Annotated in this window: 21 protein-coding genes and 1 tRNA gene; 19 read left to right on the top strand and 3 right to left on the bottom strand. The window is 62.4% G+C overall.

What is annotated here, in order from left to right; translation table 11 throughout:
* Positions 1–61 precede the first annotated feature (61 nt).
* On the bottom strand, positions 62–1,414 hold the full coding sequence (locus ACL58G_RS02535) for a nucleobase:cation symporter-2 family protein (RefSeq protein WP_413386100.1): 1,353 nt from the start codon (positions 1,412–1,414) through the stop codon (positions 62–64).
* A gap of 434 nt (positions 1,415–1,848) precedes the next feature.
* Between ACL58G_RS02535 and ACL58G_RS02530 the strand changes: the two genes are divergently transcribed.
* Complete coding sequence (locus tag ACL58G_RS02530) at positions 1,849–3,003, top strand: LacI family DNA-binding transcriptional regulator (protein WP_440964982.1); 1,155 nt, start codon at positions 1,849–1,851, stop codon at positions 3,001–3,003.
* Here ACL58G_RS02530 and ACL58G_RS02525 read toward each other — a convergent pair.
* Together ACL58G_RS02525 and ggpS are read right to left on the bottom strand one after the other, a co-directional pair.
* Positions 2,916–3,956: a mechanosensitive ion channel family protein gene (locus ACL58G_RS02525; protein WP_440964980.1), complete on the bottom strand. Its 1,041-nt coding sequence runs from the start codon at positions 3,954–3,956 to the stop codon at positions 2,916–2,918. The two genes, ACL58G_RS02530 and ACL58G_RS02525, sit on opposite strands and share 88 nt — an antisense overlap.
* 35 nt (positions 3,957–3,991) lie before the next feature.
* Positions 3,992–6,298, bottom strand: a complete 2,307-nt coding sequence (ggpS, locus tag ACL58G_RS02520) for a glucosylglycerol-phosphate synthase (protein WP_440964979.1) — start codon at positions 6,296–6,298, stop codon at positions 3,992–3,994.
* 346 nt (positions 6,299–6,644) lie between these two features.
* On the opposite strand from ggpS, the gene ACL58G_RS02515 reads away from it, so the two are divergent.
* From ACL58G_RS02515 to rplR, 18 genes are all read left to right on the top strand, one after another.
* Positions 6,645–6,721, top strand: a tRNA-Val gene (locus tag ACL58G_RS02515).
* Positions 6,722–7,009: 288 nt separating this feature from the next.
* Positions 7,010–7,666 (top strand): 50S ribosomal protein L3, encoded by a 657-nt coding sequence (gene rplC / locus ACL58G_RS02510; RefSeq protein ID WP_036240330.1) that lies wholly within the window; start codon positions 7,010–7,012, stop codon positions 7,664–7,666.
* Between the two features lie 3 nt (positions 7,667–7,669).
* Positions 7,670–8,290 carry a 50S ribosomal protein L4 gene (gene rplD, locus ACL58G_RS02505; RefSeq protein WP_056126492.1) on the top strand — a complete coding sequence of 207 codons (621 nt, stop codon included), beginning with the start codon at positions 7,670–7,672 and terminating at the stop codon, positions 8,288–8,290.
* The gene (gene rplW, locus ACL58G_RS02500) at positions 8,287–8,604 is read left to right on the top strand and encodes a 50S ribosomal protein L23 (RefSeq protein ID WP_036240333.1); all 318 of its coding nucleotides are present in this window, start codon (positions 8,287–8,289) and stop codon (positions 8,602–8,604) included. The genes rplD and rplW overlap by 4 nt, the downstream gene beginning before the upstream one ends.
* Positions 8,604–9,431, top strand: a complete 828-nt coding sequence (gene rplB, locus ACL58G_RS02495) for a 50S ribosomal protein L2 (protein WP_105378895.1) — start codon at positions 8,604–8,606, stop codon at positions 9,429–9,431. The genes rplW and rplB overlap by 1 nt, the downstream gene beginning before the upstream one ends.
* Before the next feature lie 9 nt (positions 9,432–9,440).
* Complete coding sequence (gene rpsS / locus ACL58G_RS02490) at positions 9,441–9,716, top strand: 30S ribosomal protein S19 (protein ID WP_056449183.1); 276 nt, start codon at positions 9,441–9,443, stop codon at positions 9,714–9,716.
* The gene (gene rplV, locus ACL58G_RS02485) at positions 9,713–10,045 is read left to right on the top strand and encodes a 50S ribosomal protein L22 (RefSeq protein WP_179966292.1); all 333 of its coding nucleotides are present in this window, start codon (positions 9,713–9,715) and stop codon (positions 10,043–10,045) included. Before rpsS ends, rplV begins: the two co-directional genes overlap by 4 nt.
* Positions 10,046–10,056: 11 nt before the next feature.
* Positions 10,057–10,851, top strand: a complete 795-nt coding sequence (gene rpsC / locus ACL58G_RS02480; protein WP_036240339.1) for a 30S ribosomal protein S3 — start codon at positions 10,057–10,059, stop codon at positions 10,849–10,851.
* Positions 10,852–10,853: 2 nt separating this feature from the next.
* Positions 10,854–11,273 carry a 50S ribosomal protein L16 gene (gene rplP, locus ACL58G_RS02475; RefSeq protein ID WP_005663456.1) on the top strand — a complete coding sequence of 140 codons (420 nt, stop codon included), beginning with the start codon at positions 10,854–10,856 and terminating at the stop codon, positions 11,271–11,273.
* Positions 11,274–11,285: 12 nt separating this feature from the next.
* Positions 11,286–11,477, top strand: a complete 192-nt coding sequence (gene rpmC, locus ACL58G_RS02470; protein ID WP_036240341.1) for a 50S ribosomal protein L29 — start codon at positions 11,286–11,288, stop codon at positions 11,475–11,477.
* On the top strand, positions 11,474–11,746 hold the full coding sequence (rpsQ, locus tag ACL58G_RS02465) for a 30S ribosomal protein S17 (protein WP_036240344.1): 273 nt from the start codon (positions 11,474–11,476) through the stop codon (positions 11,744–11,746). Before rpmC ends, rpsQ begins: the two co-directional genes overlap by 4 nt.
* Positions 11,747–12,000: 254 nt before the next feature.
* Positions 12,001–12,369, top strand: a complete 369-nt coding sequence (rplN, locus tag ACL58G_RS02460; protein ID WP_056126494.1) for a 50S ribosomal protein L14 — start codon at positions 12,001–12,003, stop codon at positions 12,367–12,369.
* Between the two features lie 10 nt (positions 12,370–12,379).
* A complete protein-coding gene (gene rplX, locus ACL58G_RS02455; protein ID WP_036240348.1) occupies positions 12,380–12,694 on the top strand; it encodes a 50S ribosomal protein L24 in 315 nt (104 codons plus the stop codon).
* Positions 12,695–12,700: 6 nt separating this feature from the next.
* Positions 12,701–13,240, top strand: a complete 540-nt coding sequence (gene rplE, locus ACL58G_RS02450) for a 50S ribosomal protein L5 (protein WP_036240349.1) — start codon at positions 12,701–12,703, stop codon at positions 13,238–13,240.
* Between the two features lie 4 nt (positions 13,241–13,244).
* Positions 13,245–13,550, top strand: coding sequence for a 30S ribosomal protein S14 (gene rpsN, locus ACL58G_RS02445; protein WP_036240351.1), 306 nt, complete (start codon positions 13,245–13,247; stop codon positions 13,548–13,550).
* A 14-nt stretch (positions 13,551–13,564) separates the two neighbouring features.
* Complete coding sequence (gene rpsH / locus ACL58G_RS02440; protein ID WP_036240352.1) at positions 13,565–13,960, top strand: 30S ribosomal protein S8; 396 nt, start codon at positions 13,565–13,567, stop codon at positions 13,958–13,960.
* 10 nt (positions 13,961–13,970) lie between these two features.
* Positions 13,971–14,504 (top strand): 50S ribosomal protein L6, encoded by a 534-nt coding sequence (gene rplF, locus ACL58G_RS02435; protein ID WP_056126497.1) that lies wholly within the window; start codon positions 13,971–13,973, stop codon positions 14,502–14,504.
* A gap of 12 nt (positions 14,505–14,516) precedes the next feature.
* Positions 14,517–14,879 (top strand): 50S ribosomal protein L18, encoded by a 363-nt coding sequence (rplR, locus tag ACL58G_RS02430; RefSeq protein ID WP_036240357.1) that lies wholly within the window; start codon positions 14,517–14,519, stop codon positions 14,877–14,879.
* The last annotated feature ends 12 nt before the right edge of the window (positions 14,880–14,891 follow it).

Here is a 14,891-nt window from a genome sequence, read left to right as displayed (position 1 = left end):
GATTTCAACACTGCGGAAACAATGCGCGGGCACTGCGGAAACAATGTCGGGAGTATCCCCGTCAGACCGCCTCCAGGTCTTTGACCAGCAGCGGCTGGGGGACGTCTTCTTCGTCGTCGTGGACTTCCACGGGACGGTTCGGCAGCACCAGGTTCAGCAGGACGGCCATGATGGCGCCCGTGCTGATGCCCGAGCCGAAGATTTCGTTCACGAATGACGGCAGCTTGGCCAGCAGTTCCGGACGCACGCTGACGGCGAGCCCGCAGCCGATGGAGACGGCGATGATGAGGCCCGTGCGTTTGTCGTGCTCGACCTGGCCCAGCATCTGCACGCCGGCGGTAAGAATCATCGCGAACATCATGAGGCCCGCGCCGCCCAGCACGGGCTGCGGGATGGTGACGACGACGGCGCCCAGCACCGGAAACAGGCCGGCCAGCGCCAGCATCACGCCGGTGAGGGCGACGACGTGGCGGCTCGCGACACCGGTCAGCGAGATGACGCCCACGTTCTGCGCGAACGTCGACATCGGCGGCGCGCCCAGCGTCGAGGCGAACGCGGAACCGACGCCGTCGCACAACACGCCGCGCTTGAGCAAGGTGCCGCGCATCCTGGTTTCCGTCGCGGCGCCCAGCGCCATGAAGGTGCCGGTCGTTTCGACCATCGTCACGACGTAGGCGAGGGCCATCGCGAGGATGCCGCTCGGCGGGAAGCTCATGCCGAAGTGCAGCGGCTGCGGCAGCGCGAACACGGCGGCCTTCTGCACGCTCGAGAAGTCGACGAGGCCCAGGCCCAGGCAGACGGCGTAGCCGATCGCGATGCCGATCACGATGGCGGAGGCGGAGATGATGCCCTTGCCGAACTGGACGAGCGCGACGACGATGGCCAGCACGAACAGCGCGATGCCCAGGTTCGCGGGCGCGCCGTAGTCCGCACCCGGCGCCTTGCCGCCGGCCGCCCAGTCGACGGCGACGGGGACGAGCGACAGGCCGATCATCGTCACGACGACGGCCGTCACCTGGTGCGGGAACAGTTTGCGGATCTGTGGCATGAAGAAACTGCCTACGATCATGACGACGGAGCCGGCGAGCGACGAGCCGAGGATGCCCGCCACGCCATGCTCGAAACCGATGCTGATGGCCGCGCCGACGAAGGCGAAGCTGGTGCCCATCACGCACGGCAGCCGGATGCCGACCGGGCCGATGCCCTTGCACTGGATGATCGTGACGATGCCCGAGCCCAGCAGCGCCGCGTTGACGAGCGCGACGATCTGGTCCGCGGGCAATTTGAGGATGGCGCCGACGACGAGCGGCACGGCGATGATGCCCCCGAGGGCGGCCAGCATGTGCTGGGCGGCGAGCAGGGTCGTGGTGATGAGGGGAGGGCGGTCGTCGACCTTGTACAGCAGATTGTTCATGTATGTCTCCGTCGATGTGTCCTGAACTGCGTCGGGTGGTTCGATGATTTCCGGACGGTGGAGACGGTCGACCACGGCAGGCAATCCGGGATCCGGATGCAACCGATTGCGCTGTCTCCCCAATGCTTGGGCCACTCTGCGGCGGCTTGTTTTCAAATCATGATGCCCCTGCCTGCCGGCAGTGTCAACGAATTTGTATACAGTTTCTATCGAATAATAAGTAGGAGAATCTGCTGTCTCACAGAGGGAACGCAGGGAATTTTGGCGCCCTCTGTATACAATTTTTCAAAACCGTTTTGCGTGGAAATATCAGATCGACTGGCCGGTCGTGGCCCTCTTGATAAGCCCGATAGCGACCTGATCTTGAAGAACGAACGCCCGGGAGTTGTAATTACTGAAACACATCGGTAATAATCGCGCCTCAGGAGGAAGCGATGGCGACCATGAAACAGGTAGCGGAGCGTGCCGGAGTGTCGATCTCCACGGTCTCGCACGTGATCAACAACACGCGCGTGGTCAGCAACGACGTGCGCCAGCGCGTGCTCGGCATCATCGACGAGATGCGCTACATCCCCAGTGCCATCGCCCGCAGCCTCAAGAACGACAAGACCCACACCATCGGCGTGCTCGTGCCGAACTCGTCCAATCCATACTTCGCCGAACTGATCCGCTGGATCGAGGACGCTGCGTTCGAGGTCGGCTACAACATCATCCTCTGCAACGCGCACGGCGGCGCACGGAAGCAGGCCGCCTATCTGCGGCTGCTGATGGAAAAGCGCATCGACGGCCTGGTCCTCGTCGCCAGCGGTGCCGACGACGAACAGGAGCTGTTGCTGCGCCATGAAGCGGTCCCGATCGTCCAGCTGGAGCGGGCGCTGCCGGGGCTCGATGCCGACCTGGTCCAGGCCGGCCAGGAAGAGGGCGGGTACGAGGCGACGCGCCACCTGATCGAGCTGGGGCACCGGGACATCGCCTGCGTATCCGGCCCGGCCGACCTGCCGCGCACGCGCGAACGCGTCGGCGGCTTCCTGCGCGCGATGGCGGAAGCGGGGCTGGCGGTGACGCCGGACGGCATCGTGCACGAGGAATTCACGAGCGCCGGCGGCCACGCGGCATTTACGCGCCTGCTGGGACGGGAGCACCGGCCAACGGCCATATTCGTCACGAGCGACCTGATGGCGCTGGGCGGCCAGTGCGCCGCCGGTGCGTCCGGGGTGCGCGTGCCGGCGCAATTGTCCGTGGTGGGCTATGACGATATTGCCGGCGCGGGCTATACGCTGCCGCCGCTGACGACGGTGGCGCCGCCCAAGCGCGCCATGGCGCAGCTTGCGATCGAGCTGCTGATCGATCGCATCCGCGGCCAGTACGCGCCGCTGCGCAACACGGCGCTGGCCAGCACGCTCGTCGTGCGGGCCTCCACGGCGCCCGTAGGGTGGGCACCCGTGCCCACGCGTGACGTAGGCGGTTTGTTGGCGTTACGCGTGGGCGGGGGCCGCCCACCCTACCGCGCGTCGTGCAGATGCAGCCGCTGCGTCGGAAACGCGAACTCGATCTCCAGCGCGGCGAAACGGTCCATCAGCTGCAGATAGATCTCCTGTTGGATATCCATGTAGCGGACGTAATCCGCCGACTCCACCCAGTACACGACGTCGAAGTTCAGCGATGGCGCCACCATGCCGGCGAAATGGGCGCGGTCGAACGTCACGCCTTCGTGCGCCTTGACGAGTTCCGTCAGCAGCGGCGGGATCTGGCGCAGCTTGTCCGTGGGTGTGTCGTACGCGACGGCGACCGTGAACGCGACGCGGCGCCGGCTCATGCGCGTCATGTTCTGCAGCCGGCTCTTGAGCAGGTCCGCGTTCGAGAACACGAGCTGCTCGCCGCCCAGGCTGCGCAGCCGGGTCGTCTTCAAACCCACGTATTCCACGGTGCCCAGGTATTTGTCGACGATGATGAAGTCGCCGACGACGAAGGGTTTGTCGAGCACGATGGACAGCGACGCGAACAGGTCGCCCAGGATGTTCTGGACGGCCAATGCCACCGCGATACCGCCGATCCCCAGCGAGGCGACGAGGGTCGTGATGTTGACGCCGAGATTGTCCAGCACCATCAACAGCAGCACGGTCCACAGCACGGTCTGCGCGATGAAGCCGACGGCCGCCGCCGACGTGGCACGGGCCGGGTCGCCGGCGCGGTTCTGGTAGTAATCCGTCAGCCAGGCCCGTAGGGCGCGATGTCCCCAGACGGCGGCCTGAATCAGGCCCGTGACGATGGCGGCCCGTGTCGCGAACGAATGCACTTCGGGCGGCAAGACAAGAAACTTGCTGCCGGCGAACAGGCCCATGATGACGATGGCCAGCAGCCGCGTGCCGTCGAGCGCTTCGACGACGATGTCGTCCAGCCGCGTCTCCGTGCGCTCGGCCAGCTTGCGCATGTGATGCACGCCCAGTCGTTTCGTGATGTACAGCGCCAGCGCGACGCCGGCCGCGATGCCGAGGGCCGTGAGCCAGGCCAGCGTCGTGTTATCGAAAAATACTACATTCATCCGATCATCCTTTCCGTTGGTTGCGGTGGGATTGCTCAGGCGGCTTCGGGCAATGCGTCGGTGCCGGCCGCCGCGTCGGCGACGGCGGCGAGGAATTCCCCGCCCCAGCGCGCGACGTCATGGTCGGCGACGATGGCGGCCATGCGTTCCGCGCGGTAGGCGGCCTCGTCGGGCCCCATTGTAATGGCGCGGTACAGCCTGTCCGTCATCGAATGCGCGTCGTAGGGATTCGTCAGCAGGGCGCCATGCAGTTCGACCGCGGCGCCGGCAAATTCCGACAGGATCAATACGCCCGGCTTGCCGACCGCGTGGCGTGCCGCGATGTATTCCTTCGCGACGAGGTTCAGGCCGTCGCGCAGCGGCGTGATCCACGCGATGTCGCAGGCCGCGTAATGGGCCAGCACGGCCTCGAACGGCAGCGAGCGATAAAAATAGCGTACCGGCACCCAGTCCAGCGTCGAGAAACGCCCGTTGATCCGGCCCACCGTGCGGTCCAGTTCTTCGCGCAGCGTGTCGTAGATCTCCATGCCGGGCGCGGCGGGCGTGATGATGTTCAGCAGCGTGACCTTGCCCGCCAGCGCCGGATGCTGTTCCAGCAGGCGCTCGAACGCCTGCAGCTTTTCCAGCGACCCTTTTACGTAGTCCAGGCGCTCGATCGAGACGATGCCGGTGCGGCCGGCCAGGTAGCCGTCGATCTCGGCGCGATCCGCCGCGACCTGCGGCGTCTGCATCAGGCGCCCGATCAGCGCGACGTCCGTGCCGACCGGATGGGCGCCCAGCGCGACGCGGCGGCCGCCGGCCTCGATCGCCGTCGTCGTCGTGTCGACGCCCAGCGCGCAGCCATAGGTGAGGAAGCGGGGCGCGCACGGGGCGCTGGCGACGACCTCGACCGGCGCACAGGAACGGGCCGCATCGACGAAGTTCTCGACGTAGCGGGGGATGTGGAAGCCCACGTAGTCGCATTGCAGCAGGCTGGCGACGATGTCGCGGCGCCACGGCAGGATGTTGAAGACGTCGCTGGACGGGAAGGCGGTGTGGTGGAAGAACGCGATCTTCAGGTCCGGGCGCAGCGGGCGCAGGAACGCGGGCACCATCCACAGGTTGTAGTCGTGCACCCAGACCGTGGCGCCTTCCGCCGCCTCGCGCGCGGCCTGCTCGGCGAACAGGCGGTTCACGTCGAGGTAGCGTTCCCAGTGGTCCTGGCGGAATTCGGCGCGGTCCGGGAACGAGAAGATGATTGGCCAGAACGCCTCTTTCGAAAACTTTTTATAGAACAGGTCCACGTCCTCCCCGGTCAGCGCGATGCGCGCCGCCTGCAGGTTCGGATACTGCTCCGGATCGACGGGGACGTGGCTTGCGAAACCGTCCGGATCGCGCGAGTCTTGCTGCGACCACGCGACCCACGACCCCGTGCGGCCGCCCGAAAACAGGCTCAGCAGGGTCGGCATGATGCCGTTCGGGCTTTTCGGGCGGCGCCGCACGGCCACGCCATCCTCGACCGCCTCGTCGAACGGCAGCCGGTGGTAGACCATCACGAGTTCCGCCTTGCCGGGCAGGTGCGCGACGTCCGCCGTGCCCGCGTGATGGGCGCGCAGGCCGTGGTGGGCGAGGCCGTCGAGGATGCCGCCGCAGCCGGCATTTTCCGCGATGAACACGCTGGGCATGCGGCGCACGCGCGCGACGAGCGCGGGCTCCGCGCCGCCCACGACCACGCCGCGCAAGCCCGTCTCGAACAGCGACAGGTCGTTCAGCGTGTCGCCCGCGACGACGACGTGGGCCGGGTCGAAGCCGGCCGCATCGATCAGCCGGCGCAGCGCGGGACCCTTGCCGACGCCGCGCGGCAGCACGTCCAGGTAGCGCCCGGCGGAGAACAGCAGCTCGCAGCCGAGCGCCGCCACCGCGCTGCGCAGCGCCGGCGTGACGGCACCCTCGGGCGCGATGAACGAGCAGCGCCGCTCCTGCGGCACGCTCTGGCGTTCGAGTTGCGGAAAGCCGGCCAGCGCCTTCAGCACCGCCTGGCTGCCGGGCCAGCGCGCCGCGATCTCATGGTGCAGCGGTTCCACGGGACGGAGGTTGCCGTGCACGATGGTGGCGCCCACGTCGGCGATGATGTAGTCGGGCGTGGGAATGGTCGGATCGGCCAGCAGGGGCATCACGGATTCCAGTCCGCGGCCCGTGACGAACACGAGCGTGGCGCCCTCCAGGCCGCCGCCGAACAGCTCGCGCACTCTCCGGCGCGCTTCCTGCGGGCCGGCGAGCAGGGTGCCGTCGAGGTCGGTGGCGAGCACGAGCTTGCGCGGATCGAGGTAAGGGGTACGGGAACGGAAAGGCAATGCGGTCATGGTCATCCTTGTCGAGCGATGTCCGCCACGCGGCCCGCTCGAGCGCGGACGTGGCAGGGAGTGAGGCGTGCAGGGCCGCGGCCGGTGGCCGGGTGCGCGCGCAGGAAAGCGGATGCGGCTTGGCATCCACGCGACGGGGACGGACGGTGAACTTGAAACGGGGCGCCAGCGTGAGGGTTGTATTTATGGTGTGAGACGGCGCTCGTCCCCGGTGGAACCCGTCAAGGATAACATTGCAAAATAACATCGACAACCTGTGAGATGATTGCACCGAATCACGGAATGACGAGTTTTTTGGATTGGGTATTGCGCTTTGCTAAAACATCCTCGTATAATGCGGCTCCCCGGGCGGTTAGTTCAGCTGGTTAGAATACTTGGTCGACATCCAAGGGGTCGCAGGTTCGAATCCTGCACCGCCCACCAGAATTCCTCCATATCGCAGGCCTCGAGCCTGTAGAGAAAAGATGCCAAGGTGTCTTTTCTGTGCCGTTCAGCTTGAACGGATTCTCTGATCTCCACGACTCTAGCGTAAAGCGCAACAGGCCGCGTCAGCTTCGCATTTTCCTGTTGCGTCCATCCGTTGCGCGCGCTATACTAGCCGGCTTCGGTGTGGGCCTATCTTTTTTTGGCCCATGCGTTTAAGAGGAAGTTTTTTTAAAACTTCCGATAGTCAACTAGCCCCGCCCAATCGCAGGTGGGAATGGAGAAAAAATGAGCCTGGGCCTTCTCGGTCGCAAGGTTGGCATGATGCGCATCTTCACGGATGACGGTGATTCGATCCCCGTTACCGTGCTGGACGTGTCGAACAACCGTGTTGCGCAAATCAAAACTCCTGAAACTGATGGTTATGCCGCAGTTCAGGTCGTCTTCGGTCAACGTCGCGCTTCCCGCGTGAACAAGGCCGCTGCCGGTCACTACGCCAAAGCTGGCGTCGAAGCTGGCACGATGCTGAAGGAATTCCGCGTCGAAGCCGCTCAAGCCGCTGGTTTCAAAGCTGGCGACGCAGTCAACGTCTCGCTGTTCGAAGTGGGCCAGAAGATCGACGTGCAAGGCACCTCGATCGGTAAGGGCTACGCCGGTACCATCAAGCGTTACAACTTCTCGTCGGGCCGCGCCACCCACGGTAACTCGCGTTCGCACAACGTGCCGGGTTCCATCGGTATGGCACAGGATCCGGGCCGCGTGTTCCCGGGTAAGCGCATGACCGGTCACATGGGTGACGTCACTGTCACGACCCAGAACCTGGAAATCGCCCGTATCGACGCCGAGCGTCAACTGCTGCTGGTTAAGGGTGCCGTTCCTGGCGCCAAGAACGGTCAAGTGATCGTCAAGCCGGCAGTCAAGGTCAAAGCCAAGAAAGGAGCATAAGCGATGGAACTCAAGCTCCTGAATGAGCAAGGTCAAGCTGGCGCCGCAGTCAACGCCGCCGACACCGTGTTCGGCCGTGATTACAACGAAGCCCTGATCCACCAGATCGTGGTCGCCTACGCCGCCAACGCGCGCTCGGGCAACCGCAAGCAGAAGGATCGTGAAGAAGTCTCCCACACGACCAAGAAGCCGTGGCGTCAAAAAGGTACGGGCCGTGCTCGTGCCGGTATGTCGTCGTCGCCGCTGTGGCGCGGTGGTGGTCGTATCTTCCCGAACTCGCCGGACGAGAACTTCTCGCACAAGGTCAACAAGAAGATGCATCGCGCAGGTATCTGCTCGATCTTCTCGCAGCTGGCCCGCGAAGACCGCCTGAGCGTCATCGAGAACCTGACCGTCGAAGCACCGAAGACCAAGCTGCTGTCGCAAAAGCTGCAGGGCATGGGTCTGGACTCGGTCCTGGTGATCACCGACACCATCGATGAAAACCTGCTGCTGGCATCGCGCAACCTGCCGAACGTGCTGGTTGTCGAGCCGAAGCACGCCGACCCGATGTCGCTGGTGTTCTACAAGAAAGTCCTGGTCACCAAAGCTGCTCTGGCCAAGATCGAGGAGATGTACGCATGAGCGCCGCAATCAAATTCAGCGAAGAGCGCCTGATGAAGGTGCTGCTGGCTCCGGTCATTTCCGAAAAGGCGACCTTCGTCGCGGAAAAGAACGAACAGATCGTGTTCAAGGTCCTGCCGGACGCGACCAAGCCGGAAATCAAAGCCGCCGTCGAGCTGCTGTTCAAAGTCGAAGTGGAATCGGTGCAGACCGTGAACCGCGAAGGCAAGCAGAAGCGTTCGGGCCGTTTCACCGGTCGCCGCAACCACACCAAGCGCGCTTTCGTGGCCCTGAAACCGGGCCAGGAAATCAATTTTGTCGAGGAGGCTAAATAATGGCACTCGTTAAGATGAAGCCAACCTCCCCAGGCCGCCGCGGCATGGTGAAGGTTGTGAACCCCGACCTGTACAAGGGTCGTCCGTTCGCAGCCCTGGTTGAGAAGAAATCGAAGACCGCTGGCCGTAACAACAACGGTCACATCACCACCCGCCACATCGGCGGTGGTCACAAGCACCACTACCGCGTGGTCGACTTCAAGCGCAACAAGGACGGTATCCCGGCCAAGGTCGAGCGCATTGAATACGACCCGAACCGCAGCGCGCACATCGCTCTGGTGTGCTACGCCGACGGTTTCCGCGCGTACATCATCGCCACCAAAGGCATGGCCGTGGGCGATACCGTCATGAACGGCTCGGAAGCGCCGATCAAGTCGGGTAACTGCCTGCCGATCCGCAACATCCCGGTCGGCACCACCATGCACTGCGTCGAAATGCTGCCGGGTAAGGGTGCCCAGATGGCCCGTACCGCAGGCGCCGGCGTCGTGCTGATGGCTCGCGAAGGCACCTACGCCCAGGTTCGCCTGCGCTCGGGTGAAGTGCGCCGCGTGCACATCGAGTGCCGCGCAACGGTGGGCGAAGTCGGCAACGGCGAGCACAACCTGCGCAAGATCGGTAAAGCCGGTGCAATGCGTTGGCGCGGTGTCCGCCCGACCGTTCGCGGTGTCGTGATGAACCCGATCGACCACCCGCACGGTGGTGGTGAAGGTCGTACGGCTGCGGGTCGTCACCCGGTGTCGCCATGGGGCCAGCAGACGAAGGGCAAGAAGACGCGTTCGAACAAGCGCACGTCGTCGATGATCGTCTCGCGCCGCGGCAAGAAATAAGGATAAGACATGACTCGTTCATTGAAAAAAGGGCCGTTCATTGACGCCCACCTGGTGAAAAAAGTCGAAACCGCGCAAGCGAACAAAGACAAAAAGCCGGTCAAAACCTGGTCGCGCCGCTCGACGATCACCCCGGACTTCATCGGTCTGACGATCGCCGTCCACAACGGCAAAGTGCACGTGCCGGTGTACGTGTCCGAGAACATGGTGGGTCACAAGCTGGGCGAATTCGCCCTGACCCGCACGTTCAAGGGCCACGCCGCTGACAAGAAGGCGAAGAAATAATGGAAACTAAAGCTATCCTCAAAGGCGTCCGCCTGTCGGAACAGAAAGGCCGCCTCGTCGCCGATCTGATCCGCGGCAAGAAAGTCGACGCCGCGCTGAACATCCTGCAGTTCAGCCCGAAAAAAGGCGCGACCATCATCAAGAAAGTGCTGGAGTCCGCAATCGCGAACGCCGAGCACAACGATGGTGCCGACATCGACGAACTGAAAGTGGTTCAGATCTATGTCGAAAAGGGCCCGATCCTGAAGCGCTTTACGGCACGTGCCAAAGGCCGCGGCGATCGCATTTCGAAACAATCCTGTCACATCTTCGTGACTGTCGGTAACTAAGGAGTCACACGATGGGTCAGAAAATCCACCCAACCGGCTTCCGCCTGGCGGTCACCCGTAACTGGGCATCGCGCTGGTACGCTGGCAACGGCAACTTCGCCGACATGCTGAAGGAAGACCTGGAAGCCCGCGCTTTCCTGAAGAAGAAACTGAAGAACGCCTCCGTCGGCCGCATCGTCATCGAGCGTCCGGCCAAGAACGCGCGCTTCACGATCTACTCGTCGCGTCCGGGCGTCGTCATCGGCAAGAAGGGCGAAGACATCGAAGTCCTGAAGTCGTCGCTGACGAAGATCATGGGCGTGCCGGTGCACGTCAATATCGAAGAAATCCGCAAGCCGGAAATCGACTCGCAGCTGATCGCCGATTCGATCGCCCAGCAGCTCGAAAAACGTATCATGTTCCGTCGCGCCATGAAGCGTGCGATGCAGAACGCGATGCGTCTGGGCGCCGTCGGCATCAAGATCATGTCGTCGGGCCGCCTGAACGGCATCGAGATCGCACGTACCGAATGGTACCGCGAAGGCCGTGTGCCCCTGCACACCCTGCGCGCCGATATCGACTACGGCACCAGCGAAGCCTCGACCACGTACGGCATCATCGGCGTGAAAGTCTGGGTCTACAAGGGTGACCGTTCGCCGACCGGCGAAGCACCGGTGATCGACGTTCCGGCCGACGAGAAAAAGCCGCGCGGTCCGCGTCGTGACGATGGCAAACCGGCTGGCCGTGGCCGCCCGGGCGCCAAGCCAGGTACCGCACCCGCAGGCCGCCGTGCTGCCAAGCCGGCCGCTGAGAAAGCAGGAGAATAAGCATGCTGCAGCCATCCCGCAGAAAGTATCGTAAAGAGCAGAAAGGCCGCAACACCGGCATTTCGCACACCCGCGGCACCGCGGTCTCGTTCGGCGAATTCGGTCTGAAGGCAGTTGCCCGCGGCCGTATCACCGCACGCCAGATCGAAGCTGCACGTCGTGCCATGACCCGTCACATCAAGCGTGGCGGCCGTATCTGGATCCGTATCTTCCCGGACAAGCCGATCTCGAACAAGCCGGCTGAAGTCCGTATGGGTAACGGTAAAGGTAATCCGGAGTACTACGTGGCCGAGATCCAGCCGGGCAAGGTCCTGTACGAAATGGACGGCGTCGCTGAAGAACTGGCGCGCGAAGCCTTCCGTCTGGCTGCCGCCAAACTGCCGCTGGCGACGACGTTCGTCGTGCGTCAAGTCGGTCAATAACAGGAGTTAAGAATGAAAGCAACGGAACTCCGCGGCAAGGACCAGGCAGCTCTGCAACAAGAGCTGAATGAGCTGCTGAAGGCACAGTTCGGCCTGCGCATGCAAATCGCTACGCAGCAACTGACGAACACCGCCCAGCTCAAGAAGGTGCGCCGCGATATCGCGCGTGTCAAGACTGTGATGAACCAGAAGGAAGCCAAATGAACGACACCACTAAAACGGCGCTGAAGCGTACGCTGGTCGGCAAAGTCGTGTCCGACAAGATGGACAAGACGGTGACCGTGCTGATCGAACGTCACGTCAAGCACCCGCTGTACGGCAAGATCATCGTGCGCTCGAACAAGTATCACGCGCACGACGAGACCAACCAGGCGAAAATCGGCGACACCGTCGAGATCGCGGAAGGTCGCCCGATCTCGAAGACGAAGGCTTGGACCCTGACCAAAGTTCTGCAGGTAGCTCCGGTTCTGTAATGCCTGAAGGGGCGTTGTTACAACGTCTCTAAAATTTGTCTTGCGTGGCCCGCTGGTATGTGGAATACTAGCGGGCTTCGTTCATGTGTTGCCGCAGTTTGTCCTTCGGTAACTGCGGCCTGCAACGAACATTGGAAAGTCCAATCACCCAAACGTACGCGCTTGCAATGAGTGCGGACGGCGGGACCAAGACTGACCGCAGGCCTACGGTTTTCCGTGGGGTTTCTTCGGCTTAAGTTGGGAAAGAAAATATCATGATTCAAACCGAAAGCCGGCTCGAAGTGGCCGACAATACCGGTGCAAAAGAAGTTCTGTGCATCAAGGTATTGGGCGGCTCCAAGCGCCGTTACGCCAGCATTGGCGACGTGATCAAGGTCACCGTGAAGCAAGCTGCTCCGCGCGGCCGCGTCAAGAAGGGTGAAATCTACAACGCCGTGGTCGTGCGTACCGCTAAAGGTGTGCGCCGCCAGGACGGCTCCCTGGTGAAGTTCGACGGCAATGCCGCCGTCCTGCTGAACAGCAAGCTGGAGCCGATCGGTACCCGCATCTTCGGACCGGTGACGCGCGAACTGCGTACCGAGAAGTTCATGAAGATCGTGTCCCTGGCACCTGAAGTTCTGTAAGGGAGCAGCAATGGATAAGATTCGTAAAAACGACGAAGTCATCGTTCTGGCCGGTAAAGACAAAGGCAAGCGCGGTGTCGTTCAGCAGCGCGTAGATGCTGAGCACGTCATCGTCGAAGGCGTGAACGTGGCCAAGAAGGCCGTCAAGCCGAACCCGATGACCGGCGTAACTGGTGGTATCGTCGACAAGACCATGCCGATTCACGTGTCGAACGTCGCGCTGTTTAACGCAGCGACCGGCAAGGCTGATCGCGTTGGCTTCAAAGAAGTGGATGGCAAAAAAGTCCGCGTCTTCAAGTCGAACGGCGAAGTAGTGAAAGGGTAATGAGAAATGGCCCGTCTCCAACAAGTTTATAAAGACAAAGTCGTTGCCGAACTGACCGAAAAATTCGGTTACAAGTCGGTGATGGAAGTGCCGCGCCTGACCAAGATCACCCTGAACATGGGTCTGTCGGAAGCTGTCGCCGACAAGAAGATCATCGAGCACGCAACCGGCGACCTGACGAAGATCGCTGGCCAGAAGCCGGTCGTGACCAAGGCTCGCAAGGCAATCGCAGGTTTCAAGATCCGCGAAGGCTACCCGATCGGCACGATGGTGACCCTGCGTGGCGCCCGCATGTACGAATTCCTGGACCGTTTCATCACCGTGGCCCTGCCGCGCGTGCGTGACTTCCGTGGCGTCAGCGGCAAATCGTTCGATGGTCGCGGCAACTACAACATCGGCGTCAAAGAGCAGATCATCTTCCCGGAAATCGATTACGACAAGATCGATGCGCTGCGTGGCATGAACATCTCGATCACCACGACCGCTAAGACCGACGAAGAAGCCAAAGCGCTGCTCGCCGCATTCAAATTCCCGTTCCGGAACTAAGAACATGGCAAAACTTGCACTGATTAACCGCGAACAGAAGCGTGCAGACCTGGTGGAGAAATTCGCCGCAAAGCGTGCCGCTCTGAAAGCAATCATCGACGACCAGTCGAAGACCGAAGAAGAGCGTTACGAAGCACGCCTGAAGCTGCAGGCCCTGCCGCGTAACTCGGCGCCGACCCGCCAGCGTAACCGCTGCGCCATGACCGGCCGTCCCCGTGGCACTTTCCGTAAATTCGGTCTGGCCCGTACCAAACTCCGCGAATTCGCCATGAAAGGCGAAATCCCGGGTATGACCAAAGCTAGCTGGTAATAGGAGAATAAGCAATGAGTATGAGCGATCCTATCGCCGATATGCTGACCCGTATTCGCAACGCGCAAGGCGTGCAGAAGACCACCGTCGAAATGCCGTCGTCGAAGCTGAAAGTTGCGATTGCCAACGTCCTGAAGGATGAGGGTTACATCGAAGATTACGCCGTGTCCACCGAAGGTGGCAAGGCTGAACTGAAAATCGGTTTGAAGTACTACGTCGGCCGTCCGGTTATCGAGCGCATCGAGCGCGTCTCCCGTCCTGGCCTGCGCATCTACAAGGGCAAAGACGAGATCCCTCAGGTCATGAACGGCCTGGGCGTGGCGATCGTCTCGACCCCGAAGGGTGTGATGACCGACCGCAAAGCACGCGCTACCGGTGTCGGTGGCGAAGTGATTTGCTACGTGGCTTAAGGAGTAGACGATGTCTCGAGTAGCTAAGATGCCAATCGCCGTCCCGGCCGGTACCGATGTCGCGATCAACGCGTCGTCGATCACCGTCAAGGGCCCGCTGGGCACCCTGACCCAGCCGCTGAACGGCCTGGTCAAAGTGGAAAACAACAATGGCACGCTGACCTTTGACGTGATCGACGATTCCCGCGAATCGAACGCCATGTCGGGCACCCTGCGTGCACTGGTGAACAACATGGTGACCGGTGTCACCAAAGGTTTCGAAAAGCGCCTGACCCTGGTCGGCGTGGGTTACAAGGCCGCCGTCCAAGGCAACGCCCTGAACCTGTCGCTGGGCTTCTCGCACCCTGTGCTGCACGCGATGCCGGAAGGCGTCACCGCAGCGACCCCGACCCCGACCGAGATCCTGATCAAGGGTATCAACCGTCAACAGGTCGGTCAGGTTGCCGCAGAAGTGCGCGCTTACCGCTCGCCTGAGCCGTACAAAGGCAAGGGTGTCCGTTATGCGGACGAAGTGGTGAAGCTTAAAGAAACCAAGAAGAAATAATCGGAGCTGACGATGGACAAGAAAGAATCGCGTCTGCGTCGCGGACGCCAAACCCGCATCAAGATCGCGCAGCTGGGCGTGAACCGCCTGTCGGTGCACCGCACGAACCTGCACATCTATGCGAACCTGATCAGCCCGGATGCGAAGGTCCTGGTTTCGGCTTCGACGCTGGAAGCAGAAGTGCGCGCCGAGCTGGGCGGCAAGTCGGGTGCCGGCGGCAACGCCGCTGCAGCCGCACTGGTTGGCAAGCGCGTCGCAGAAAAAGCACTGAAAGCAGGGATCACCGAAGTCGCATTCGACCGTTCGGGTTTCCGTTACCACGGCCGTGTGAAGGCGCTGGCAGAAGCCGCGCGCGAAGCTGGTCTGAAGTTCTAAGGAAGAATCGTC

This window comes from Massilia sp. GER05 (genome assembly GCF_052056005.1).
Lineage (GTDB): Bacteria > Pseudomonadota > Gammaproteobacteria > Burkholderiales > Burkholderiaceae_D > Telluria > Telluria orientalis.
This window is presented reverse-complemented; position numbering and strand designations above follow the sequence as displayed.